24 protein-coding genes are annotated in these 21,825 nt (G+C 60.9%); 17 read left to right on the plus strand and 7 right to left on the minus strand.

Translation table 11 applies throughout. From position 1 onward, the window contains the following. Positions 1-102 precede the first annotated feature (102 nt). The 6 genes from JOE29_RS21410 (at position 103) to JOE29_RS21435 (ending at position 4,762) form a co-directional block, all read left to right on the plus strand. On the plus strand, positions 103-1,458 hold the full coding sequence (locus JOE29_RS21410; RefSeq protein ID WP_044313635.1) for a 3-oxoacyl-ACP reductase: 1,356 nt from the start codon (positions 103-105) through the stop codon (positions 1,456-1,458). Between the two features lie 30 nt (positions 1,459-1,488). Then, complete coding sequence (locus JOE29_RS21415; protein WP_210080029.1) at positions 1,489-2,346, plus strand: MaoC/PaaZ C-terminal domain-containing protein; 858 nt, start codon at positions 1,489-1,491, stop codon at positions 2,344-2,346. Between the two features lie 121 nt (positions 2,347-2,467). Beyond that, the gene (locus JOE29_RS21420) at positions 2,468-2,773 is read left to right on the plus strand and encodes a MazG-like family protein (RefSeq protein WP_003318663.1); all 306 of its coding nucleotides are present in this window, start codon (positions 2,468-2,470) and stop codon (positions 2,771-2,773) included. Next, on the plus strand, positions 2,770-3,519 hold the full coding sequence (locus JOE29_RS21425) for a methyltransferase domain-containing protein (protein ID WP_003318664.1): 750 nt from the start codon (positions 2,770-2,772) through the stop codon (positions 3,517-3,519). Before JOE29_RS21420 ends, JOE29_RS21425 begins: the two co-directional genes overlap by 4 nt. 19 nt (positions 3,520-3,538) lie before the next feature. Next, positions 3,539-4,177 (plus strand): DUF4136 domain-containing protein, encoded by a 639-nt coding sequence (locus tag JOE29_RS21430; RefSeq protein ID WP_003393446.1) that lies wholly within the window; start codon positions 3,539-3,541, stop codon positions 4,175-4,177. 18 nt (positions 4,178-4,195) lie between these two features. Next, positions 4,196-4,762: a DUF4136 domain-containing protein gene (locus JOE29_RS21435; RefSeq protein ID WP_024648581.1), complete on the plus strand. Its 567-nt coding sequence runs from the start codon at positions 4,196-4,198 to the stop codon at positions 4,760-4,762. 41 nt (positions 4,763-4,803) lie between these two features. Here the strand turns inward: JOE29_RS21435 and JOE29_RS21440 are convergent, their stop codons facing one another. Genes JOE29_RS21440 through JOE29_RS21450 form a run of 3 tightly spaced genes read right to left on the minus strand, consistent with a single transcriptional unit; the run spans position 4,804 to position 6,484 of the window. Next, complete coding sequence (locus JOE29_RS21440; RefSeq protein ID WP_044313632.1) at positions 4,804-5,394, minus strand: LON peptidase substrate-binding domain-containing protein; 591 nt, start codon at positions 5,392-5,394, stop codon at positions 4,804-4,806. A 14-nt stretch (positions 5,395-5,408) separates the two neighbouring features. Beyond that, positions 5,409-6,125, minus strand: coding sequence for an LrgB family protein (locus JOE29_RS21445; protein WP_100072762.1), 717 nt, complete (start codon positions 6,123-6,125; stop codon positions 5,409-5,411). Further along, positions 6,122-6,484, minus strand: a complete 363-nt coding sequence (locus JOE29_RS21450) for a CidA/LrgA family protein (protein ID WP_210079845.1) — start codon at positions 6,482-6,484, stop codon at positions 6,122-6,124. The genes JOE29_RS21445 and JOE29_RS21450 overlap by 4 nt, the downstream gene beginning before the upstream one ends. Positions 6,485-6,685: 201 nt before the next feature. Between JOE29_RS21450 and JOE29_RS21455 the strand changes: the two genes are divergently transcribed. The 3 genes from JOE29_RS21455 to JOE29_RS21465 all read left to right on the plus strand — a co-directional run bounded on the left by JOE29_RS21455 (position 6,686) and on the right by JOE29_RS21465 (position 9,676). Beyond that, positions 6,686-7,141 (plus strand): MaoC family dehydratase, encoded by a 456-nt coding sequence (locus tag JOE29_RS21455; RefSeq protein WP_074955203.1) that lies wholly within the window; start codon positions 6,686-6,688, stop codon positions 7,139-7,141. Between the two features lie 140 nt (positions 7,142-7,281). Next, the gene (locus tag JOE29_RS21460) at positions 7,282-9,009 is read left to right on the plus strand and encodes a C13 family peptidase (RefSeq protein WP_004394027.1); all 1,728 of its coding nucleotides are present in this window, start codon (positions 7,282-7,284) and stop codon (positions 9,007-9,009) included. A 25-nt stretch (positions 9,010-9,034) separates the two neighbouring features. Next, positions 9,035-9,676 (plus strand): NAD(P)H-binding protein, encoded by a 642-nt coding sequence (locus JOE29_RS21465; protein WP_016567093.1) that lies wholly within the window; start codon positions 9,035-9,037, stop codon positions 9,674-9,676. 281 nt (positions 9,677-9,957) lie between these two features. Here the strand turns inward: JOE29_RS21465 and JOE29_RS21470 are convergent, their stop codons facing one another. The 3 genes from JOE29_RS21470 to mpl are packed head-to-tail and all read right to left on the minus strand — an operon-like array spanning position 9,958 to position 12,210. Continuing rightward, positions 9,958-10,242 carry a YceK/YidQ family lipoprotein gene (locus tag JOE29_RS21470; protein ID WP_032697789.1) on the minus strand — a complete coding sequence of 95 codons (285 nt, stop codon included), beginning with the start codon at positions 10,240-10,242 and terminating at the stop codon, positions 9,958-9,960. Then, the gene (gene ubiX / locus JOE29_RS21475; RefSeq protein WP_011266526.1) at positions 10,235-10,864 is read right to left on the minus strand and encodes a flavin prenyltransferase UbiX; all 630 of its coding nucleotides are present in this window, start codon (positions 10,862-10,864) and stop codon (positions 10,235-10,237) included. The genes JOE29_RS21470 and ubiX overlap by 8 nt, the downstream gene beginning before the upstream one ends. Further along, positions 10,861-12,210, minus strand: a complete 1,350-nt coding sequence (gene mpl, locus JOE29_RS21480; RefSeq protein WP_137983789.1) for a UDP-N-acetylmuramate:L-alanyl-gamma-D-glutamyl-meso-diaminopimelate ligase — start codon at positions 12,208-12,210, stop codon at positions 10,861-10,863. The genes ubiX and mpl overlap by 4 nt, the downstream gene beginning before the upstream one ends. A gap of 225 nt (positions 12,211-12,435) precedes the next feature. Between mpl and JOE29_RS21485 the strand changes: the two genes are divergently transcribed. The 8 genes from JOE29_RS21485 (at position 12,436) to JOE29_RS21520 (ending at position 20,722) form a co-directional block, all read left to right on the plus strand. Further along, positions 12,436-13,956, plus strand: a complete 1,521-nt coding sequence (locus JOE29_RS21485; RefSeq protein WP_003422285.1) for an aldehyde dehydrogenase family protein — start codon at positions 12,436-12,438, stop codon at positions 13,954-13,956. 429 nt (positions 13,957-14,385) lie between these two features. Further along, positions 14,386-15,780, plus strand: a complete 1,395-nt coding sequence (locus JOE29_RS21490; RefSeq protein ID WP_004407936.1) for an ethanolamine ammonia-lyase subunit EutB — start codon at positions 14,386-14,388, stop codon at positions 15,778-15,780. Between the two features lie 11 nt (positions 15,781-15,791). Then, on the plus strand, positions 15,792-16,640 hold the full coding sequence (gene eutC, locus JOE29_RS21495) for an ethanolamine ammonia-lyase subunit EutC (protein ID WP_210079846.1): 849 nt from the start codon (positions 15,792-15,794) through the stop codon (positions 16,638-16,640). 242 nt (positions 16,641-16,882) lie between these two features. After that, positions 16,883-17,530, plus strand: a complete 648-nt coding sequence (locus tag JOE29_RS21500) for a DedA family protein (RefSeq protein WP_003366404.1) — start codon at positions 16,883-16,885, stop codon at positions 17,528-17,530. A gap of 3 nt (positions 17,531-17,533) precedes the next feature. Continuing rightward, positions 17,534-18,343, plus strand: coding sequence for a M90 family metallopeptidase (locus JOE29_RS21505; protein WP_210079847.1), 810 nt, complete (start codon positions 17,534-17,536; stop codon positions 18,341-18,343). 110 nt (positions 18,344-18,453) lie between these two features. Further along, positions 18,454-18,981, plus strand: coding sequence for an inorganic diphosphatase (ppa, locus tag JOE29_RS21510; protein WP_003317259.1), 528 nt, complete (start codon positions 18,454-18,456; stop codon positions 18,979-18,981). A gap of 355 nt (positions 18,982-19,336) precedes the next feature. Continuing rightward, entirely contained in the window at positions 19,337-20,068 is a 732-nt protein-coding gene (locus tag JOE29_RS21515) for an XRE family transcriptional regulator (protein WP_004409537.1), read from the plus strand. A 408-nt stretch (positions 20,069-20,476) separates the two neighbouring features. Continuing rightward, on the plus strand, positions 20,477-20,722 hold the full coding sequence (locus JOE29_RS21520) for a helix-turn-helix transcriptional regulator (protein WP_096114272.1): 246 nt from the start codon (positions 20,477-20,479) through the stop codon (positions 20,720-20,722). 30 nt (positions 20,723-20,752) lie between these two features. Here the strand turns inward: JOE29_RS21520 and JOE29_RS21525 are convergent, their stop codons facing one another. Beyond that, the gene (locus tag JOE29_RS21525; protein WP_210079848.1) at positions 20,753-21,796 is read right to left on the minus strand and encodes a WavE lipopolysaccharide synthesis family protein; all 1,044 of its coding nucleotides are present in this window, start codon (positions 21,794-21,796) and stop codon (positions 20,753-20,755) included. Positions 21,797-21,825: the final 29 nt, after the last annotated feature.

The raw sequence follows: 21,825 nt of genomic DNA on the forward strand, positions 1-21,825 counted from the left end.
CTCCCTTTCTTCAAGCGAATGAATGAGCCGTGTCGATCGCAAGAACAAACGTCATGCCACCGTGGTCCATTCCTTTGAACCCCGACTTCAGGAGAGTGTTCCATGCCGTCAGATCGCTATATTGATTTCGCCAACTCCGACATGGGTCGGCGCCTGGTGAAGGCCGCCGGTCTGCCCGCCCCCACTCACCTGGAGCGCTGGCAGGCCGGGCGTCTTCGGCCCGTCGAAGGGACATTGCTGATCAGCGCAGGACCGCTGGGCGATCAGGTGCGCCAGTTCGCCAGCCGTCTGACCGACTCGCTGTACAGTTTCGGCAGCGACATGCCCGGCGCCACGACGTGGGTGTCCAACCAGGGACCGCACCTCAAAGCAGTGGTTTTCGACGCCAGCCAGATCCTGCGCACCGATCAGCTCAGGCAGTTGCGGGATTTCTTTCAGCCGCTGCTACGCAACCTCGATCACTGCGCGCATGTGGTCATCCTCGGCAAATCCCCCGAGACACTCGCTGATCCGCTGGCGGCCAGCACTCAACAGGCCATCGAAGGTTTCAGCCGCTCACTGGCCAAGGAAGTGCGCAACGGCGCCACGGTCAAGTTGCTGCAGGTGGATGACGACGCGCAGGATCAACTGGAGGGTGCCCTGCGCTTCTTCCTCACGCCCAAGGCAGCGTTCATCTCTGGCCAGTTCGTCCACCTGAGTGCCTGCCCGAGCAAGGTGCAGGACTGGACCCGCCCGCTGGCCGGGCGCAAGGCCGTGGTGACGGGCGCGGCACGCGGCATTGGTGCGTCGATCGCCGAAACGCTGACCCGTGATGGCGCGCAGGTCATTCTGCTGGATGTACCGCAGACCAAAAACGAGCTGGAAGCACTGGCCTCGCGGCTTGGCGGTCAGGCTCTGGCACTGGATATCTGTGCTGCAGATGCCCCGGCACAGTTGCTCGAACACCTGCCCGATGGCGTCGACATACTGGTGCACAACGCCGGCATCACGCGCGACAAGACGCTGGTCAACATGCCGGAAGATTTCTGGGACTCGGTACTGGCGGTCAACCTCAATGCGCCACAAGTACTGACTCAGGTGCTGCTCGATGCGGGAGCCTTGAAGGATAACGCCCGGATCGTGCTCATGGCCTCGATCAGCGGTATCGCCGGTAACCGCGGGCAAACCAACTACACCACCAGCAAGGCCGGTCTGATCGGCTTTGCACGGGCCATGGCCCCCGGGCTCAAGTCACGCGGCATCAGCATCAACGCCGTCGCGCCGGGCTTCATCGAAACCAAAATGACCGCGCACATGCCGTTCACCCTGCGTGAAGCCGGGCGGCGCATGAGTTCGCTGGGTCAGGGCGGTTCGCCCCAGGACGTTGCCGAAGCAGTGGCGTGGTTCAGCCAGCCAGGCAGCGGCGCGGTGAGCGGTCAGGTTCTACGTGTATGTGGTCAAAACGTGATCGGGGCTTAAGCACCCGCATCGAATTCAAGGAGATGGATGATGACGGCTCACTGGCGCTACCTCAATTCCCTGCAGCCCCTGTCCAACCTGTTCATCCAGGCAGCGCTCAGGCGCAAGGTCACCGGGATGCAGCTACCCGATCTGGGCTTGCGCAGCTGGATCGCGGTCGATACCTACAAGCTTGAAGCGTACCGCAAGGTCTGCGGATTCGAAGAGAGCAGCCTGCTGCCTCCGACCTATCCGCACGTGCTGGCGTTTCCGTTGCAAATGCAATTGATGACCTCCGAGGAATTTCCGTTTCCGCTGCTGGGGTTGATTCACCTCGCCAATCGAACCCGTACGCATCGTCCACTGGGCGGGGTGAGCCAGTTGTACATCAGTGTTCAGGCCACTGATCTGCGCCCGCACGCCAAGGGTGCAACGTTCACGCTGGTCACTCAGGCCGAAGACGGCATGGGGCTGTTGTGGGAAGAAGAAAGCACCCTGCTGTGCACCGCCGTGCATCTGGAAGACAGCCCGGTGAGCTATCCCGAAGCCGCGCCACTACCACTCAGCGAGCTGCAAGGCTGGCGGGCAACGGCGCAGATAGGCCGCGAGTACGCCAAGGTGTCGGGCGACTACAACCCGATTCACCTCAGCGCCCCCAGCGCCAGGCTGTTCGGTTTCCCTCGCGCCATCGCCCACGGCATGTGGCTCAAGGCCCGTACGCTCGCGGCGCTGGGCGAGCATTTGCCGGCCTCGAATGTCGAGATCAGCGTGCAGTTCCAGAAGCCTGTACGCCTGCCTGCAGACGTGACGCTGTCGGCCAGTGCCGCTGGCTCGCAAGGCCAGTTCCGTGTCGAAGGCCAGGAGGGCATCGTGCATATGGTCGGCAGCTGGCAGCCTCTCAGCGAGTGACGTACAGGCTGATGAACACCTCTGACGGGAGCCCTGCTCCCATCGACGGCTGAACAAACCTCAACGCCCACTTGCCTGGCGACCCGTTCCCCCTGAAGCTATGCGTCTTCAGGAGAGCACGATGAACCTCGACGAGTTGACCCAACGCCTGCACCGCATCCGCGACCAGAACGACTGGAAGCAATTCCATAGCCCGAAAAACCTGGCCATGGCTGCCAGTGTGGAGATGGCCGAGCTGGTGGAAATATTCCAGTGGCTGCGCGAAGACCAGTCCCGCGAGCTGCCTGCCGACCAGTTGGAGCACGCCGGCCAGGAAGTCGGCGACATCGTCCTCTACCTGTTGCTGCTGTGCAGCGAACTGGGCCTGGACATGGACACGGTGGTGCGTAACAAGCTGGCTGACAGCGAGCGGAGATTTGCCAAGTGAGTGATAGGCATTTCGACCAGCTGGCGACCCGCTTTGCGGAAAAGATCTATGGCGGTGCCAAGGGGGCCATTCGTCTGGCGGTGCTGCAGGCCGACCTGACCGAGACCCTGCCGGCGCGACCGCTTCGGGTACTGGATATCGGCGCCGGGCTGGGCCACATGTCACTGTGGCTGGCCGAACAGGGTCATCAGGTGACCTTGGCTGAACCCGCCGAGCCGATGCTCGAAGGCGCACGTCAGCGCTTCGCCGATGCCGGACAGACGGCAACCTTCATTCAGGCTCCGTGGCAGGCGCTGCCCGATTTACTGAGCGACACTTATGATCTGGTGCTGTGCCACGCGGTGCTGGAGTGGCTGGCCGAGCCGCACAGCATCCTCCCGGTGCTGCGCCAGTTGACCAAGGACGATGGCTGGTTGTCGCTGGCGTTTTACAACCGCGATGCCTTGATCTATCGCAACCTGCTGAAGGGCCACTTCCGCAAGATGCGCAAAAATGACATGGCCGGGGAAAAACAGAGCCTGACGCCCCAGCAACCGCTCGACCCTCGGGAGCTAGCGACGCAACTTGAAGGCCTGTGGCAAGTCGAAACCCGTAGCGGGGTGCGGGTATTTCACGATTACATGCCGGTTGAATTCCAGGCTCGGGCCGAGCTGACGGATCTGCTGGAAATGGAACTGGCGCACCGGCGTCATCCAGCCTTTGCCGGGCTGGGTCGATACCTTCACTGGATGTGCCGTCCGGTCTGACATCACTGCGGAGCCCACTATGAAACACCGTTCTGCCTTGTTTGCCGTGCTGCTTGGAACAGCTCTGCTCGGGATCAGCGCCTGCCAGAGCGACAACCCGTATGTCGCCAGCTCTCTGCCCATGCCACCCGCCCCTGCGCAGGCGGCAAAGACGCTGGACATGAGCGCCTACCCTGCGCCGCCGCGTGACTATGGACGTTATCGATCCTGGGGCTGGCTCAACGGCCAGCTGCCGCCCGGAACGGCGTGGGTGGATTCGGCGCAGGTGGTCGAAGCCGTGAGCAACGGCCTGGACCAGCGTGGCTTGCGACCGGCTCGCGGCAATCAGCCGGCAGACCTGTACGTCACGACCACGACCCGGCAGGAAACCCGACTGCGTCAGGTGCGTGAAGATTACGATCCCTACTATGGGGGCGGCATGGGCTATGGTCGCTACGATGGATACCGGCCCGGTTATGGCGGCTACGCCAGTGTGCCGGTGGTGCGCACCTACCAGGAAAAGGTCATGGTGGTGCAGATCAACCTGATCGACGCGCGCAGCGGCCAGCCGGTATGGAGCGCCAGCGCCGATGCGCGCGCCAGCAATAATCTGGCCGACCGCAGCAGTGCGTTGCGTCAGGCCGTGCAACAGGCTCTGGCGGCCTACCCGCCTTCGTAACCCTTTCGGAGAACTGCCATGTTTCGCCGTATCGTTCTGCTGACCTGTGCCTTGTTGCTGACGGCCTGTCAGAGTAACTCGATCAATCGCGACTTCGATGCCCAGCGGGATTTCGGCGGCTATCGCAGCTGGAGCTGGAAAGAGCCCGCCGTTCAGTATCAGCCCGACAATGATCCAAGGCTCAAGAGCGACCTGACCGAGCAACGCCTTCGCCAGTCGATCGGCGAGCAGCTGGACCAGCGCGGTCTGCGCATGGCAACAGCCGGTGCCAGGCCGGATTTGAAAGTGCAGGCCTGGCTGATTGTCGAAAACCGTCAGCAGACGGTCAGCACCAACTATGGCGGCGGCTGGAGCCCCTGGGGTGGTTATGGCTACTGGAACGGGCCGATGAACACCGAAACCCGCAGCGTCGATTACAAGGTCGGCACCGTGCAGATCGATATGTTCGACGGCAAGGACGGCAAACTGGTCTGGCGTGGCAGCACCGAGCGCATCCTCAACGACAACGCCGGCAGCCCGTCCGAGCGCGATCAGGCCATGCGCACCACCGTGGCGAAAATCCTGGAGCAGTATCCACCGCGCTAAGCCCGCCTGACGTGTTGCGCAATGAAAAGGTCGAGCGAGGCTCAGGCCTGCAGATCGCCCTGCATTTCATCGAGCAATTCCTGAATCGCGTCGAGGCGCTCTTCGGGATCGTCGATTTCCAGCAGCTCCACTTTGTCTTTTTCGGTGAACGGCAGCAGATAGGCAAGCTGGTTGGACAACGCGTATTGCCCACCGGCAGACACGCCCATGTTCAAGGAAGCCACCATCGGGTGCTCGGCCAGCGCTTCGAGCAGGGCCACGAGGTCGGCGTCTTCCTCCTGCAGCGGGCGCTCCACGGGCTCTTCCAGCCATTCAACCTCGGCCACCAGCAGTTGATCGCGCTGAACCTCAGCAGCGACAACCCGGAAGCGACGCCCGCCGACGACACGAATGCCCAGCAAGCCGTTTTCCTGCTGCTGAAAATCCGTGACCAGCGCTTCACAGCCGATCATCGAGTAGCCGCCCGGCACTGAGCCGATTTCACTTCCCTCGGTGATACACACCACACCGAACCCTTCCCCCTGCTTCATGCAGCGGCCGATCATGTCCAGGTAGCGGGCTTCAAACAGTTGCAGATCAAGCACGCACCCCGGAAACAGCACAGCATTCAGCGGAAACAATGGCAGCGTCATAGAAAAGCCTCCTTTTAAATGGCCAGCGACATTGCCAGCGGCAGGAACAATGCCGTTGCAACGCCCATCAGACTCATTGCCAACGCAGCAAAAGCCCCCGATTCTTCGCCCTCCTGCAATGCCACGGATGTGCCCACCGCATGCGCGGTGAGCCCCAGCGCCATGCCTCGGGCAGCAGGATTATCCACCCCGATCAGTGACAACAGACCGGGGCCGAAAATTGCACCAAATACGCCAGTAATCAACACAAAAACCGCCGCCAGTGCGGCAACCCCGCCGATCTGCTCGGCGACCAGCATGGCGATGGGCGATGTCACTGATTTGGGTGCCATGGTCATCAGAATCATGTGGTCGGCACCAAACAGCACCCCGAAGCCCACGCACAAACCGGTGGCAAACACCCCGCCGACTACCAGCGTAGTCAAGACCGGCCAGAACAACTGGCGGATCCGGCGCATATTCAGATAGAGCGGGACCGCCAGCGCGACGGTTGCAGGCCCCAGCAGCGTGCCCAGAATCTCGGTGCTTTTGCGGTACTCGGTGTATTCAAGGTCGCAGAACAGCACAATCCCGATCACCACCACCATCGAGACCAGCACGGGCTGCAGGAACAGCCAGCGGGTTCTTTCGTAGGCCGCCATCGCCAGTTGATAGGCGCCCAGGGTTATCGCGATGCCGAAAAGCGGGTGGTGAATCACCGACAACCATGCACCGTGCCAGTCAAGATTCATGGCAACTCCCGGCGCCGGGCCTGACGCCTGATCAGTGTCTGCATCAGCCAGCCGACAAAGACCATGGAAATCATCAGCGACAGGGTCAGCGTGCCGAAGATCGCCCAGAAGTCCTCGGCGATGGCCGACGCGTACACCATCACCCCGACCGCAGGCGGCACCAGCAGCAACGGCAGATAGCGCAGCAGACTGCTGGCCGCCATGCTGATCGGCTCGCTGACTTCACCGCGCCACATCAGATAGGCCATCAACAGCACAAGGCCGATGATCGGCCCCGGCAAAATCGACAGAAACAGGTGGTTGAGTGCGGTCCCCAGCAATTGGAACAGCACCAGCCATGTCAAACCCCTTAACAGCATGAAGACTCCAGCAGATAAACGAACCCGGCGAACGATCGGCGTCATTATAAACACGCTGCGCCAGAGGTCATGAGTGGGTATTCGCATTGCCGCAGTTGCTTGACCGGCCAGCCGCCCTCTGCTGATCTGATCATTCGCCTGCAGGCATGAGCCGATGCGGGCAGGCAGCTCAATAGCCCCTCATCAGACAAGGAGAGCAGCATGCCTTTTGTACCCGTCGCAGAACTCAAGCAACACATCGGCAAGGACGCAGGCTATTCAGACTGGCTGACCATCGACCAGCAGCGTATCAACCTGTTCGCCGACGCCACAGGGGACTTCCAATTCATCCATGTCGACCCGGTCAAAGCGGCGCAGACGCCGTTCGGCGCGACCATTGCACACGGCTTTCTGTCGTTGTCGCTGATCCCCCAACTCATGGAGGGCATCATGGTACTGCCCGAAGGCTTGAAGATGGCGGTCAATTACGGGATGGACAGCGTGCGCTTTGTTCAACCGGTGACGGTTAACTCGCGGGTGCGCCTCAAGGTCCAGCTGACCGACGTGAGTGAGAAAAAAACCGGACAGTGGTTGCTCAAGGCAACGGCCACGCTGGAGATAGAAGGTCAGGAAAAACCCGCATTTGTGGCCGAACCTTTAACGTTGTGTTTCGTGTAAAGCGTTTAAAACATGAAACAGTCGTAACAGACTGTTTCATCCCGTTGACTCGCTGCGGCATACTCCCCTGCGGTCGTGACCCATAACATCTGCTCAAGCGGAGCCGGGCTCGCCCCTGAATCATTCTTCCGGGATCTCACATGCGCGCGCTCGCTCCATTGGCTTTGACACTCTTGATCGCAGGCTGCGGTGATGGCGAATCAATTTTGCCACCCGACGGTCGCCTGCCCGACGGCGGACGCTATCGGGGCGATCTGGTCAACGGCGTCCTGCAGGGCCAGGGGCGCATCGATTACCCCAACGGCAGTTGGTACGCAGGTCAGTTCGAAAACGGCCTGCGGCAAGGCCAGGGCGAATGGCACTCCAGCAACGGCGACGTCTACAAGGGCGGTTTCGAGCAAGGTCTGTTCAATGGCCAGGGCCGACTGACCACCCGCGCTGGCGCGAGTTATGTCGGCAGCTTCAAACTTGGCATGCGTGACGGTGAAGGTACCCAGAAAGACAAGGGTGTGCTTTACCGTGGCCAGTTCAAGGCCGGCGTGTACGACGGCCCCGGTCGCCTGGAACTGGAAGACGGCAGCCAGCATCAGGGCATGTTCGCCAATGGCAAGGCCAATGGTGAGGGTTCGCGCAGTGATGCCAGCGGCAACCAATACAGCGGCAATTTCATCGACGGTCAATTGCAGGGCACCGGCAGCTTTACCAGCACCGACGGCGATCAGTACGTCGGCAATTTCCGCAACAGCCAGCTGGACGGCAAGGGTCGCTACGAAAACAGCGACGGCGACGTCTGGAGCGGCGAGTTCAAGGAAGGCGCGCTGACCGGCAAAGGCGAGTTGATCGGCTCTGACGGCAGCCGCTACCAGGGTGATTTCGACAACTGGCGCTTCATGGGTCAGGGCCAGTTGCTACTGGCCGATGGCAGCCGCTACATCGGCCAGTTCGCCGATGACACCTACCATGGCGACGGCGTGCTGATTTCCGCCGATGGCAAGGAGCAGCGCGGCATCTGGGCCAACGGCGAGCGAATCCGTGATGCCAAAGGCAAGTTGCTGCCGGACCCACTTGAAGCCGGGCTGCTGGTCCAGGGTTCGCTGCTGGACAAGGCACTGGCGGCAGTGCCAGCGTCGACACCCGCCACCGAGCTGTACACGCTGGTCGTGGGTGGCGACGGCAAGCAGAGCGTGTTCATGCGCGAGGCGGACTACGTGAGCAATCTGCTCAAGTCGCGTTTTGGTGCCGTCGGACAAGTCAGCCTGGTCAATCATCGCGATCACATGGATGACCGGCCGATGGCGACGCGTGAGACCATCACCCGCGCGGTGCAGACACTCGCCCAGCGCACCGGGCCTGAAGACCTGGTGTTCATTTACCTGACCAGCCATGGCACTCAGGATCACGAACTGGTGCTTGACCAGCCGCGCCTGTCGCTGGCAGACCTGCCCGCCGACGCGTTGGCAGCGGCCCTCGCGCCGCTGAAGAACCGTGACAAGGTCGTGGTGATTTCAGCCTGTTATTCCGGCGGATTCATTCCTGACCTGAAAGATGAGCGCACACTGATCATGACCGCCTCACGCGCCGACCGCGTCTCGTTCGGCTGTTCGGAAGAAGCGGACTTCACTTATTTTGGCGATGCACTATTTGCCAGGGCATTGGTCGAAACCGATGACCTGCAACACGCTTTCAACGAAGCGAAGGCCTATGTTGCGCAACGTGAGACCGAAGACAACTTCGAAGCCTCCGAACCGCAGATATGGGCACCCAAAGGAGTCCTGGCGCGCTGGCAGCAGTTGCGCAAGAGCCAGGCCGAACGCGCGTTGAGTACGGCGTTGAACCGCACGGAAGCGAAGACTTCGAGTAGCCGCTAGGCTTAGCCGTATCAAGGAGAACGATATGTACCTGACGCCGCAACACATCCTGCTCGCAGGAGCCACGGGCCTGACAGGCGAGCATTTGCTGGACAGGCTGCTCAGCGAGCCGACCGTCACCCGCGTGCTGGCACCGACCCGCAAACCGCTGGCCGAACACTCGCATCTGGAAAACCCGGTCGGCGAGCTGGCGACCTTGCTGCCAACGCTGTCTGGCCGGGTGGACATCGCATTTTGCTGCCTGGGCACCACGATCAAACAAGCGGGCTCGCAGGACGCCTTCAAGGCGGTTGATCTGGACATGGTCACAGCGTTCGCCAGCCGGGCCCGCGAACTCGGTGCTCGCCACTTGCTGGTGATCAGCGCAGTCGGCGCAGATCCGCAGTCCAGTACCTTTTACAACCGTGTCAAAGGCGAAATGGAACTGGCGCTTCGTGCGCAAGGCTGGCCGCAACTGACCATCGCCCGCCCTTCCCTGCTGGTGGGCAGCCGTCCTGAAACCCGCTGGGTCGAGCAACTGGCGGCGCCCATCGCCAAACTGATCCCCGGCAAATACGGCGCCATCGAAGCCTGCCACCTGGCCCGCGCCCTGTGGCGACTGGCGCTGGAAGAGCAGAACGGCGAACGAATCGTCGAATCGGATGAGCTGCGCAAGTTGGGCAAGTAGGTGATGCTCGCCGGAGCACAGCCAAGATCATCGTCGCCATGCTCCGCGCTCATCTTTAAACACAAGTCCGATTTTGGTTCTGGCCAGAGGCCGTAGGAGAACCGGGCGACGCTTCGCTTGTTCGCGAATGCGATGTTTCAGACGGTACATTTTCGGCGATCATACCGCCCCTTTCGCGAACAAGCGAAGCGTCGCCCGACTCGCTCCTACGGCCTGCGGCCAGAATCAAAAGCAGATTTGTATACAACGATCAGCTCCGCGTGGGAATGATCTGCGTCACACTAAAGCCCGCCCGTAGCCTGAACCCCTAGCCCCGCTGCCGTCAGCAATGACAGTGGCAGCAGCAGGGTGTCGAGCAGCGCACTGCCCGGCAGGTCCAAGCCCGGGTAGCTGGGAGCTTCTGCGCCGAATCGGTCGGCAGCACAGCAGCCGCCCTGCAGCGCATACATATTCAAGCGCGTACCGGCATACACCACCGGCGCGCCCGGTTTGGCCGCATTGAGCGTGCGAGCCGTTGCGCAGCCGGTCAGCGCCAGCGCAAGCGCGACCATCAGCAGCTTATTCATCGCCGCCAATATGGTGCTCACCCCAGCGCGGCAACATGTCCTGAGGAATATTCAGCAGGTTGAGGATCCGCGCGACGACAAAGTCCACCAGGTCGTCGATGGTCTGCGGCTGGTGATAAAAGCCGGGAGACGCCGGCAAAATCACTGCACCCATGTTCGACAGTTTGAGCATGTGTTCCAGATGAATGCTGGAGTACGGCGCTTCGCGCGGCACCAGAATCAATTGGCGCCGCTCCTTCAGCGTCACGTCAGCGGCACGCTCGATCAGATTGTTGCAGGCCCCGGTGGCGATCGCCGACAGCGAACCGGTGGAACACGGCACCACCACCATCGCGCTGGGCGCCCCCGAGCCGGAGGCCACTGGCGACATCCAGTCATCGCGCCCATAGACGCGAATCTGCCCGGCAGACGCACCGGTGTACTCCGTCAGAAACGCCTGCATCATCATCGCCTTGGGCGGCAGGCGCACATCGGTCTCGGTGGCCATCACCAATTGCGCCGCCTTGGAGATCAGGAAATGTACTTCCCGGTCCTCACGCACCAGACAATCCAGCAGGCGCAGGCCATATGGCGCGCCAGAAGCGCCAGTCATGGCAACCGTAACGCGCTCCGGGCCGCTCATTTAAGCGCCTCCGCCAGCTTGCCATGCAGGCCGCCAAAGCCGCCGTTGCTCATGATCACGATGTGCGTACCGGGCTGCGCCTGGCTTTTGACCTGGGCGATGATTGCCTCAAGGGAATCACAGACCAACGCAGGCACAGTGCCTCCCGCGACTGTTGCCGCCAGGTCCCAGCCCAGATTGGGCGGGGCATACCAGACCACCTGGTCCGCCTGACTCACGCTTTCCCGCAAGCCATCGCGATGCGCGCCAAGCTTCATCGAGTTGGAGCGCGGCTCGATGACCGCAATGATCGATGCATCACCGACCTTTTTGCGCAGGCCGTCCAGCGTGGTGGCGATAGCCGTTGGGTGGTGAGCGAAGTCATCATAAATAGTGATGCCGCGCACGTCGGCGACCTTTTCCATACGCCGTTTGACACTCTTGAACGCACTGAGCGCCTGCACGCCCAGCAACGGCACGACGCCCACATGGCGAGCGGCTGCCAGCGTCGCCAAGGCGTTGGCCACGTTGTGCTGACCGGTCATGTCCCACTCGACAGTGCCTTGAAGCTCGCCTTCGAACAGCACTTCAAAACGCGAGCCGTCTTCGCTCAACAGTCGTGCCTGCCACTGACCGTTCTGGCCCGTGGTCTGTACCGGCGTCCAGCAGCCCATCTCGATGACCCGCGACAACGCCGGCTCGGTAGTCGGGTGGATTACCAGGCCTTCGCTGGGGATGGTACGCAACAGATGGTGAAACTGACGTTCGATGGCCGGCAGATCGGGGAAGATGTCGGCATGATCAAACTCAAGATTGTTGAGAATCGCAGTCCGCGGACGGTAGTGGACGAACTTGGAGCGTTTGTCGAAGAAGGCGCTGTCGTATTCATCGGCCTCGACCACAAAGAACGGGGTCTCGCCCAGACGCGCCGACACGGCGAAGTTCTGGGGGATGCCTCCGATCAGGAAGCCGGGGCTCATGCCCGCGTGCTCCAACACCCAGGCCAGCATGCTGCTGGTGGTGGTCTTGCCGTGTGTGCCGGCCACGGCCAGTACCCAGCGGCCTTGCAGCACATGGTCCGCCAGCCACTGCGGGCCAGACACATACGGCAAACCTGTGTTGAGCACATATTCAACCGCCGGGTTGCCACGCGACAGCGCGTTGCCGACCACCACCAGGTCCGGCGCCGGGATCAGTTGCACGGGATCATAGCCTTGGGTCAGCTCTATGCCCTGCGCCTGGAGCTGGGTGCTCATCGGTGGATAGACATTGGCGTCGGAGCCAGTGACCCGGTGCCCCAACTCTTTGGCGAGCACCGCCAGAGACCCCATGAACGTGCCGCAGATACCAAGGATATGAATATGCATGACCAACCTCTCAGAACATCTGCGCAGGTTAACGTAGGGGCGGTGAAATGGCACCCTGAGTTTGTCCGTCGTCTTGCGCACACGCCCCATTTCAATGCCCGGCAGATAAGCCTAAAGTCCTAGCCACGGCCGAATGCAAATGGCCTATTCTTGAACGCTCATTGCCAGCTACCCGAAAGCAGAATCGACTCAGACTCCCTCACAACAAGAACCAGGAGACATACCATGCGTTACGCTCATCCCGGTACCGAAGGCGCCATCGTCAACTTCAAGGAACGCTACGGTAACTACATAGGCGGCGAGTTCGTCGCGCCGGTCAAAGGCCAGTATTTCACCAACACCTCGCCGGTCACCGGCAAGGCCATCGCTGAATTTCCGCGCTCCACCGCCGAAGACATCGACAAGGCACTCGACGCTGCGCACGCCGCCGCTGCTGCCTGGGGCTCGACCTCGGTGCAGGCCCGCTCGCTGGTTCTGCTGAAGATTGCCGATCGCATCGAAGCCAATCTGGAAGTCCTGGCCATCACCGAAACCTGGGACAACGGCAAGGCAATCCGCGAAACCCTCAACGCCGATATCCCGCTGGCCGCCGACCATTTCCGCTACTTCGCTGGCGTGCTGCGTGCGCAGGAAGGCAGCGCCGCCGAAATCGACGGCAATACCGTGGCCTATCACATTCATGAGCCGCTGGGCGTAGTCGGGCAGATCATCCCGTGGAACTTCCCGATCCTGATGGCGGCCTGGAAACTCGCCCCTGCGCTGGCTGCCGGTAATTGCATCGTGCTCAAACCTGCCGAGCAGACGCCGCTGGGCATCAGCGTGCTGATCGAACTGATCGGCGACCTGCTGCCTCCCGGCGTGCTGAACATCGTGCAGGGTTATGGCCGCGAAGCGGGTGAAGCGCTGGCCAGCAGCAAACGCATCGCCAAAATTGCCTTCACCGGCTCGACACCGGTCGGCTCGCATATCATGAAACTGGCGGCGGACAACATCATCCCGTCCACCGTGGAACTGGGCGGTAAGTCGCCGAACATCTTCTTCGAAGACATCATGAGCGCCGAGCCGGAGTTCATCGACAAGGCCGCTGAAGGCCTGGTGCTGGCGTTCTTCAATCAGGGCGAAGTCTGCACCTGCCCGTCCCGCGCGCTGGTGCAGGAGTCGATCTATCCGCAGTTCATGGAAGCGGTGCTGCGCAAGGTCGAGAAGATCAAGCGCGGCGACCCGCTGGACACCGACACCATGGTCGGCGCCCAGGCATCCGAGCAACAATTCGACAAGATTCTTTCGTACCTGGACATCGCCAAGGGCGAAGGCGCCGAACTGTTGACCGGCGGCAAAGTGGAGAAGCTCGAGGGCAGCCTGTCCACCGGCTACTACATCCAGCCGACGCTGCTCAAAGGCAACAACAAAATGCGCGTTTTCCAGGAAGAGATCTTCGGCCCGGTGGTCAGCGTCACGACCTTCAAGGACGAAGCAGAAGCCGTGGCCATCGCCAACGATACCGAATTTGGTCTGGGCGCTGGCCTGTGGACCCGCGACATCAACCGCGCCTACCGCGTGGGCCGGGCGATCAAGGCCGGACGCGTGTGGACCAACTGCTACCACCTGTACCCGGCACACGCCGCGTTCGGTGGCTACAAGAAATCCGGCGTCGGCCGCGAAACCCACAAAATCGCGCTTGAGCATTATCAGCAGACCAAAAACCTGCTGGTGAGCTACGACACCAACCCGCTGGGTTTCTTCTAGGTATTTAGGTCCCCTGTTCAGGTTGGAACACGCACCCTTGGGAGCGGACCGGGCGACGCTTCACTTGTCCGCGAAGACGGTAGTTCAGACGATACCTTCCCGGAGAATGTACTGGCCCTTTCGCGAACACGTTCGCTCCCACGGCCTTCGGCCAGAATCAAAAGCGGACTTGTGTGTAGCACCGGGCCCTATTGCGCGGTAACAAGAAACACATCACGCACCAACCCTGTGCATCACGCCCCGGCTTATTGCTGCGGCGTGATGCATCCTGCCCTGGACTAATCCGCTTACGCCTGCAAACTCGCACTCCCGGTCAGGATGGAGTATTAATTGCTTGCATCGCTTCCCACAGTCGTTTGAACCGGGACGTACCCGGTTCAGCGAAAGACTACGTCCGACGCAAGCAGCGCGACGTCATGGAGAATCTGTATGGCGAGCTTTTCCCATTCTGTCGGTGCGCAGACGTACCGCTTCGACAGCCTCAAAGAAGTCATGGCCAAGGCCAGTCCTGCGCGCTCCGGTGATTATCTGGCCGAAGTCGCGGCGCAGAATGACGGCGAGCGAGTCGCCGCGCAGATGGCGCTGGCGAACATTCCGCTCAAGCACTTTCTTGAAGAGGCCCTGATCCCTTACGAACAGGACGAAGTCACCCGGCTGATCATCGACACCCACGACAAACTGGCGTTTGCCCCGGTCAGTCATCTGACAGTCGGCGGCTTTCGCGACTGGCTGCTCAGCGACAAGGCCGACGAAACCAGTCTGCGCGCGCTGGCCCCCGGCCTGACCCCGGAAATGGCCGCTGCCGTTTCAAAGATCATGCGCGTGCAGGATCTGGTGCTGGTAGCGCAGAAAATCCGCGTGGTCACGCGCTTCCGTAACACCATGGGCCTGCGCGGCCGGCTGTCGACACGCCTGCAACCCAATCACCCCACCGACGACCCGTCCGGCATTGCCGCCAGCGTGCTTGACGGTCTGCTGTACGGCAATGGCGATGCCATGATCGGCATCAACCCGGCCACCGACAGCACTTCGTCCATCGTCGCCCTGCTGGAAATGCTCGACGCCATTGTCCAGCGCTATGAAATCCCGACCCAGTCCTGCGTGCTGACCCACGTCACCACCTCCATTGAGGTGATCAACCGTGGCGTGCCGGTCGATCTGGTGTTTCAGTCGATCACCGGCACTGAAGCCGCCAACGCCAGCTTCGGCATCAGCCTCAAGCTATTGCAGGAAGGTTATGAGGCGGGTCTGAGCCTGAACCGCGGCACCCTCGGGCAAAACCTGATGTATTTCGAGACCGGGCAAGGCAGCGCGCTGTCGGCCAACGCGCATCATGGCGTCGACCAGCAGACCTGCGAGACCCGCGCCTACGCCGTCGCCCGGCATTTCAATCCGTTTCTGGTCAACACCGTGGTCGGTTTCATCGGCCCCGAGTACCTGTACAACGGCAAACAGATCATCCGCGCCGGTCTGGAGGATCACTTCTGCGGCAAGCTGCTGGGCGTGCCGATGGGCTGTGACATCTGCTACACCAACCACGCAGAGGCCGATCAGGACGACATGGACACCCTGCTGACCCTGCTGGGCGTCGCGGGGATCAACTTCATCATGGGCATCCCCGGCTCCGACGACATCATGCTCAATTACCAGACCACCTCGTTCCACGACGCGCTGTACGCCAGGCAAAGCCTGGGCCTGCGTCCTGCGCCGGAATACGAAGCCTGGCTGGAAAAAATGGGCATCTTCACCCAGGCCGACGGCCGTGTGCGCTTCGGCGACAGCCTGCCGCCTGCCTTCCGTCAGGCGCTGGCGCATCTAGCATGAGTGACGAGCCGATGAACGAACTACAAGACAGCGCCGCCCCCGCCAATCCATGGCTGGAGCTGCGCCGCCTGACCCCTGCGCGCATTGCGCTGGGGCGTACCGGGACCAGCCTGCCGACCTCTGCGCAGTTGGACTTTCAAGCCGCCCATGCGCAGGCACGCGACGCGGTGCATCTGGCCTTCGACCATGCCGCGATCAGCGCACAACTGACGGAAAAGGGTCGTGAAACCCTGCTGCTGCACAGCGCCGCCGCCGACCGGAACAGCTACCTGCAGCGCCCGGACCTGGGCCGTCGCCTTAATGATGAATCAGCGCAGACGTTGCGCGACTACGCCGCGGCTCATCCGGGCGGTCTCGATCTGGCGGTAGTGGTCGCCGACGGCCTGTCCGCCCTGGCGGTGCATCGACATGCGGTGCCTTTCCTCATTCGCCTGGAAGAACAGGCCAGCGCCGAGGGCTGGTCGCTGTCGCCAGTGATCATGGTCGAACAGGGCCGCGTCGCCGTGGCCGATGAGGTCGGCGAATTGCTCGGTGCGAAGATGGTGGTCATTCTGATCGGCGAACGCCCCGGTCTCAGCTCCCCGGACAGCCTGGGCCTGTACTTCACTTACGCGCCAAAGGTCGGGCTGAACGATGCGCACCGCAACTGTATTTCCAATGTGCGCCTGGAAGGCTTGAGCTACGGCATGGCCGCTCATCGGCTGCTGTACCTGATGCGCGAGGCCTGCAGGCGGCAGATTTCCGGGGTCAACCTGAAAGACGAGGCGGAACTGCAGACTCTTGAATCAGACGGCACTGATGATCACTCAGGCAAACCCATCGGCAACTTCCTGCTCGACGGCCCTGCCGCGCCACAATAGGCTCCACACTGGCTTATGTCGTTCACAGCCGCCGGGCAGATTCGCGTCATCATCCCGGCTTGCGGCATAAGCCCGGATGAACACTGCGGACTGCTCTTCCCTCCTCAAGGCTATACCGCTCACACCCCATTCAACCCCGCCGCTTATTCCGAAGCCCCTTCTGCGCATTCTGCTTCTATAATGCCGCGCAGTCGTTTCTTCCGCATGCGACCCCGGACAGGGTTCTCGCCTCAGGTGCCTTAATGGAATTCAACCCGCTCGACCTTATTCTGCATCTCGACGTTTACCTTGACCTGTTGGTGACCAACTACGGCACATGGGTCTACGCGATCCTGTTTCTGGTGATTTTCTGCGAGACCGGACTGGTGATCATGCCCTTCCTGCCGGGTGACTCGCTGCTGTTCATCGCCGGCGCCGTGGCTGCCGGTGGCGGCATGGACCCGGTCCTGCTGGCCGGGTTGTTGATGCTCGCAGCGATTCTGGGCGACAGCACCAATTACGTGATTGGCCGCACGGTCGGCGAAAAACTGTTCAGCAACTCGTCATCGCGAATCTTCCGCCGCGATTACCTGCTGCGTACCCAGGATTTCTACGCACGCCACGGCGGCAAGACCGTCACGCTCGCGCGCTTCCTGCCGATCATCCGTACCTTTGCGCCCTTCGTCGCGGGCGTCGGCAGGATGTCCTATCCGCGCTTCGTGGGCTTCAGCGTGCTGGGCTCGGTGCTGTGGGTCGGCAGCCTGGTGACACTGGGCTTCTTCTTCGGCAACGTGCCATTCATCAAGCACAACCTGACCTTTCTGGTACTGGCAATCATCCTGCTGTCACTGGTGCCTATGGTCATCGGCGTGGTGCGCAGCCGCACCGCGCGTCCGGTCGACGCGCGCTGAATCATGTGGTCATTCAGCAACTGGCGCAGGCAGCGCACGCTGGCCCGACACCCGGTTGCTGAAGAACTATGGCAGAACGTCTGCGCACGTCTGCCGATCCTCGATGGCCTGAGCAGCGTGCAACACGCGCAACTGCGTGACGCCTGCGTGTTGTTTCTGCATGACAAACACCTCAGCGCGCTGCCGGGCGTTGATCTGGATGACGAGCAGCGGCTGTTTCTCGCCGCCCAGGCGCAGCTGCCGCTGCTGAACCTCGGCGAACTGAACTGGTATCAGGGCTTTCATGAAATCGTGTTGTACCCCGACGACTTCGTCAGCCCGCAGCGCCATCGCGATGCCAGCGGCGTCGAACACGAGTGGGATGGCGAGCACAGCGGCGAAGCCTGGCTGCAGGGCCCGGTGATTCTGGCCTGGCCCGGCGTATTGAGCAGCGGCGACTGGGATGGCTACAACCTGGTGATTCATGAACTGGCGCACAAGCTCGACATGCTCAACGGCGACGCCAATGGCCTGCCGCCGCTGCACAGTGACATGCAGGTGACCGAATGGGCTCGCGTCATGCAAAACGCGTTCGATGATCTCAACCGACAACTGGACCATAACCCCGACGCCGAACCCGCCATCGATCCCTATGCCGCCGAAGACCCCGCCGAGTTCTTCGCCGTGACCAGCGAATACTTCTTCAGCGCGCCCGACCTGCTGCACGGCAGTTACCCGGCCGTCTACGAACAACTGAAAGCGTTCTACCGTCAGGACACCCTGGCGCGGCTCGACCTGCTGCGTCAACAGGCCCCGGCTTACCGGGACAGCTGACGGCCTCCAAGGCCATGCGTGGCAACCAAAACAGAATATGCCTATAATCCGGACCACTTTATGGCGGTTCCCGCCACAATCTGTCTGTTCAACCAGGGGGGCAATGCCCAATGAGCTACAGCAAGATTCCGGCTGGTAAAGACCTGCCGAACGACATCTACGTCGCCATCGAAATCCCGGCCAACCACGCGCCGATCAAATACGAAATCGACAAAGATTCCGATTGCCTGTTCGTTGACCGTTTCATGGCCACCCCAATGTTCTACCCGGCCAACTACGGTTTCATCCCCAACACCCTGGCTGACGACGGCGACCCGCTGGACGTGCTGGTGGTAACCCCATACCCGGTTACCCCAGGTTCGGTTATCCGCGCACGCCCGGTCGGCATCCTGCACATGACTGACGACGGCGGCGGCGATGCCAAAGTTATCGCAGTGCCACACGACAAGCTGTCCCAGTTGTACGTCGACGTGAAAGAGTACACCGACCTGCCGCCGCTGCTGCTCGAGCAGATCAAGCACTTCTTCGAGAACTACAAGGATCTCGAAAAAGGCAAATGGGTGAAGATCGAAGGTTGGGGCAATGCTGACGCTGCCCGTGCCGAGATCACCAAATCGGTTGCAGCTTACAAAGGCTGATCATCGATTGGCGTTTCAGGGCACGCCACACCCGTGCCCTGAAACACGCTTCCCGCCCCTCCTCGCTGCACCTCCCCGCATACCTCGCTCGCTGAAACCCAATCCATCTTTTTTGCAGCACGCACGTTTAAAAATACGCCCGGCTTTTAGACATTCAATGAACAGTTCGTTAATGCCCGTATAGCGGGGGTAAACGCGCAATACCTCGTTTAGCGCCAAAAGCGCTATTACGGAATCCACCTACACGACATTCATTCCATCCGTAGTCCGGATAGCCACGCCCACCCTGGGATAACGTCGACGTCAACACCTCGTTCATTTAAACGCCCCGGCGACGCCCGTAGACTTCGCCACTATGAATACATCAGGTGATCGACTCCGCATCCTCCTTCGGGAGTGCCATCTCACAGCGACTGATTTTGCCGCCAACCGCAAAATCACGCCGCAACACGTCAATAACTGGTTCAAGCGCGGCGTGCCCATGGCGCGGATTGACGAGGTGGCTGAACTGTTGACCGTCAACGCCCGCTGGCTGCGCACCGGCGAAGGCCCCAAACACCCTAACGAATGCGCCAATGAAAACACTGGCGGCGACACCCGCGTCATCATTCATCAGGCCAGAAACGTGTCGCGCGGCGACGTGGAAATCCAGATCTTCATGGAAGCGGAATCCACCCACGGCGTCGGTAAGACCGTCCTCGCCGAAGCCCCCGGACAGAAAATCCGCCTGCCCCTGCAAGTCCTGCAGAACATGGGCATCGACCCGAAAAACTGCATGTGCGTCGCCATGGTCGGCAACAGCATGGCCGACAAGATCCAGGACGGCTCGATCCTCGGCGTCGACCGCGAGCTGACCCAGGTCATCGACGGCGAAATCTACGCCCTCGAACACGGCGGCATCCTGCGCGTCCGCTACCTCTACCGCCTCCCCAACGGCGGCCTGCGCCTGCGCAGCCACAACGACGCCGAATACCCGGACGAACTGTTCAGCGCCGAAGACATCGACCGGGAAAAAATACGGATTCTGGGCTGGATATTCTGGTGGTCGACCCTGAACAGCCGACGCAATGCCATGCTGCTGTTATGAGGTGTTTGCGGCTGAAAGGCATTCGGGCTGGGCATGGAAGGCGAAGTTCAGTATCCTGTTCGCCATCCAGAGCACCTGACGCAGTCATGCGATGCGGTGCTTGAACGGGGCATGTGATCCGTTTGCCCTGTTGCCTATTCGCGCTTCTTCAAGAGGCGCATCTGTTGAAGGCGATTGCGGTCTATCAAAAATAGATCAGAACCGCCTACGAGAAGCCGGCCACAAGCCGGCTTTTTAATGTCTCCAGCTTTCTTCCCGCGGCCGATCAGTGGATATCATCTGCTTGAGAAGCTTCCAGCCAAATCAGCCGCTGGCAGCACTTTGCTGGCTATCCCGGTCGAAAACCCACTTTAGGATAATCCCAAGTCAGGTTTATTCAGGTAACCGGACTATTAGAGGGTTTGCCAAGTGAAAACCATCCATAACGCTCGCTACCAGGCGTTGCTTGATCTTTTGCTGGAGGCGCGCAATGCAGCCGGTATGACGCAAAAAGAATTAGCCGTCAGGCTAGGGCGACCGCAGTCGTTTATCTCGAAGACAGAGAATGCCGAGCGCAGGCTCGATGTCATCGAGTTCATGGATGTCTGTCGGGGGATCGGGACTGATCCATATGCGTTGCTCAGCAAGCTGGATGAACGCTTGCGTAACGCGTGACGTATTTCGATACCTACACACGCCCAGCCCTCAAACCCGATAAGACTCCGCATGCGCGACCTTCCTCAGCGTGCGCCAGTACGAGCGGATGCGCTTGGCAAGGGTCGGTGAGGTGCTGAACAGTACAATGGTCGCAAAGGACACCCACCAGCCGGGGCGCAGGCAGGTCAGCAGGTATTGATTGAGCCAGATGCGGGCGATCCTCAGCCTGTAGCCCTGCGGGTCGAGCCTCTGCAATTGCTCTATCGCAGAGGCCTTGTAGAGCGTCGTCAGTACGCGGCGGCTGGTCAGAAAGCGTTCCGGGAAGTCGACGCCAGCCTCGCAGTGGTTGAGGACTCTGAAGTTGCGCCTCAAGATGTTGTCCCATAACTTCAGGTTGCTCAGCCCTACCTCGCAGGGTCGCGCGAGCCGGGCCTCAATGCCCTTCCTGCGCATGACACCCAGCATGAGTGCCTGCTCGCTCACCATGCGCGCGGACGTGTAGCCAATGAAGTTGCCAAACGGGTTGCGAGACGGCCTGGCGTTGAAAAGCGCGTCCCTTTCGAACAGGGGTTGCTCCCACATGGCGAGCATCGCGTCGCGCGTGCCGAATTGAACGAGATCCGATATGTGGAACAACATCGGCAACCGTTCAGGGTCGCGAATATAAAGCGTCGTGGTGGTGATGGGCGTGTCGAACAGCTGTGTCTCGCCCGGCTCGGTATCATCAGACTGGCCTATGACAGCCAGTGCCGCGCTGGTCAGGTTGTGGTCGGCGCGCATTTTCATGACATAGGGTCTTGAAGCGCTCTGAATACCGCATAACGTCGATAGCAGCATGCGATTGATGTTGATCTGATTTCCGGCGTCATCGACGAAGGCACCCGGATCATCCGACATGACGATCTGGTCCGCCTTCACATCGGAAGTATCTTCATGACGCCAGGTCGAAACGATGATTTCGGCCTGTGGCAGGTGCGTACGGATCGATGCGATGCAGGCGAAGATATTTCGTTTGGAACTCAGGTTGCGATACAGAGGGCCCTGAATAACCACGCTGATTTTTCTGGAATCAACGGCCACAAGATGAGGCATGTGTTTAACCTTGTAATAAGAAGCGCCTG

Source organism: Pseudomonas sp. PvP009 (assembly GCF_017832995.1).
Taxonomy (GTDB): Bacteria; Pseudomonadota; Gammaproteobacteria; order Pseudomonadales; family Pseudomonadaceae; genus Aquipseudomonas; species Aquipseudomonas syringae.

Bases quoted from the DNA above. Each gene is read 5' to 3' on its own strand.
- JOE29_RS21500 (WP_003366404.1), top strand. From the start codon at position 16,883: ATGGAATTCAACCCGCTCGACCTTATTCTGCATCTCGACGTTTACCTT.
- JOE29_RS21470 (WP_032697789.1), bottom strand. From the start codon at position 10,242: ATGAATAAGCTGCTGATGGTCGCGCTTGCGCTGGCGCTGACCGGCTGC.
- JOE29_RS21420 (WP_003318663.1), top strand. From the start codon at position 2,468: ATGAACCTCGACGAGTTGACCCAACGCCTGCACCGCATCCGCGACCAG.
- JOE29_RS21430 (WP_003393446.1), top strand. From the start codon at position 3,539: ATGAAACACCGTTCTGCCTTGTTTGCCGTGCTGCTTGGAACAGCTCTG.
- JOE29_RS21410 (WP_044313635.1), top strand. From the start codon at position 103: ATGCCGTCAGATCGCTATATTGATTTCGCCAACTCCGACATGGGTCGG.
- JOE29_RS21460 (WP_004394027.1), top strand. From the start codon at position 7,282: ATGCGCGCGCTCGCTCCATTGGCTTTGACACTCTTGATCGCAGGCTGC.
- JOE29_RS21435 (WP_024648581.1), top strand. From the start codon at position 4,196: ATGTTTCGCCGTATCGTTCTGCTGACCTGTGCCTTGTTGCTGACGGCC.
- JOE29_RS21515 (WP_004409537.1), top strand. From the start codon at position 19,337: ATGAATACATCAGGTGATCGACTCCGCATCCTCCTTCGGGAGTGCCAT.
- JOE29_RS21450 (WP_210079845.1), bottom strand. From the start codon at position 6,484: ATGCTGTTAAGGGGTTTGACATGGCTGGTGCTGTTCCAATTGCTGGGG.
- JOE29_RS21525 (WP_210079848.1), bottom strand. From the start codon at position 21,796: ATGCCTCATCTTGTGGCCGTTGATTCCAGAAAAATCAGCGTGGTTATT.
- mpl (WP_137983789.1), bottom strand. From the start codon at position 12,210: ATGCATATTCATATCCTTGGTATCTGCGGCACGTTCATGGGGTCTCTG.
- ppa (WP_003317259.1), top strand. From the start codon at position 18,454: ATGAGCTACAGCAAGATTCCGGCTGGTAAAGACCTGCCGAACGACATC.
- eutC (WP_210079846.1), top strand. From the start codon at position 15,792: ATGAACGAACTACAAGACAGCGCCGCCCCCGCCAATCCATGGCTGGAG.
- JOE29_RS21505 (WP_210079847.1), top strand. From the start codon at position 17,534: ATGTGGTCATTCAGCAACTGGCGCAGGCAGCGCACGCTGGCCCGACAC.
- JOE29_RS21485 (WP_003422285.1), top strand. From the start codon at position 12,436: ATGCGTTACGCTCATCCCGGTACCGAAGGCGCCATCGTCAACTTCAAG.
- JOE29_RS21490 (WP_004407936.1), top strand. From the start codon at position 14,386: ATGGCGAGCTTTTCCCATTCTGTCGGTGCGCAGACGTACCGCTTCGAC.
- JOE29_RS21455 (WP_074955203.1), top strand. From the start codon at position 6,686: ATGCCTTTTGTACCCGTCGCAGAACTCAAGCAACACATCGGCAAGGAC.
- JOE29_RS21415 (WP_210080029.1), top strand. From the start codon at position 1,489: ATGACGGCTCACTGGCGCTACCTCAATTCCCTGCAGCCCCTGTCCAAC.
- ubiX (WP_011266526.1), bottom strand. From the start codon at position 10,864: ATGAGCGGCCCGGAGCGCGTTACGGTTGCCATGACTGGCGCTTCTGGC.
- JOE29_RS21445 (WP_100072762.1), bottom strand. From the start codon at position 6,125: ATGAATCTTGACTGGCACGGTGCATGGTTGTCGGTGATTCACCACCCG.
- JOE29_RS21440 (WP_044313632.1), bottom strand. From the start codon at position 5,394: ATGACGCTGCCATTGTTTCCGCTGAATGCTGTGCTGTTTCCGGGGTGC.
- JOE29_RS21465 (WP_016567093.1), top strand. From the start codon at position 9,035: ATGTACCTGACGCCGCAACACATCCTGCTCGCAGGAGCCACGGGCCTG.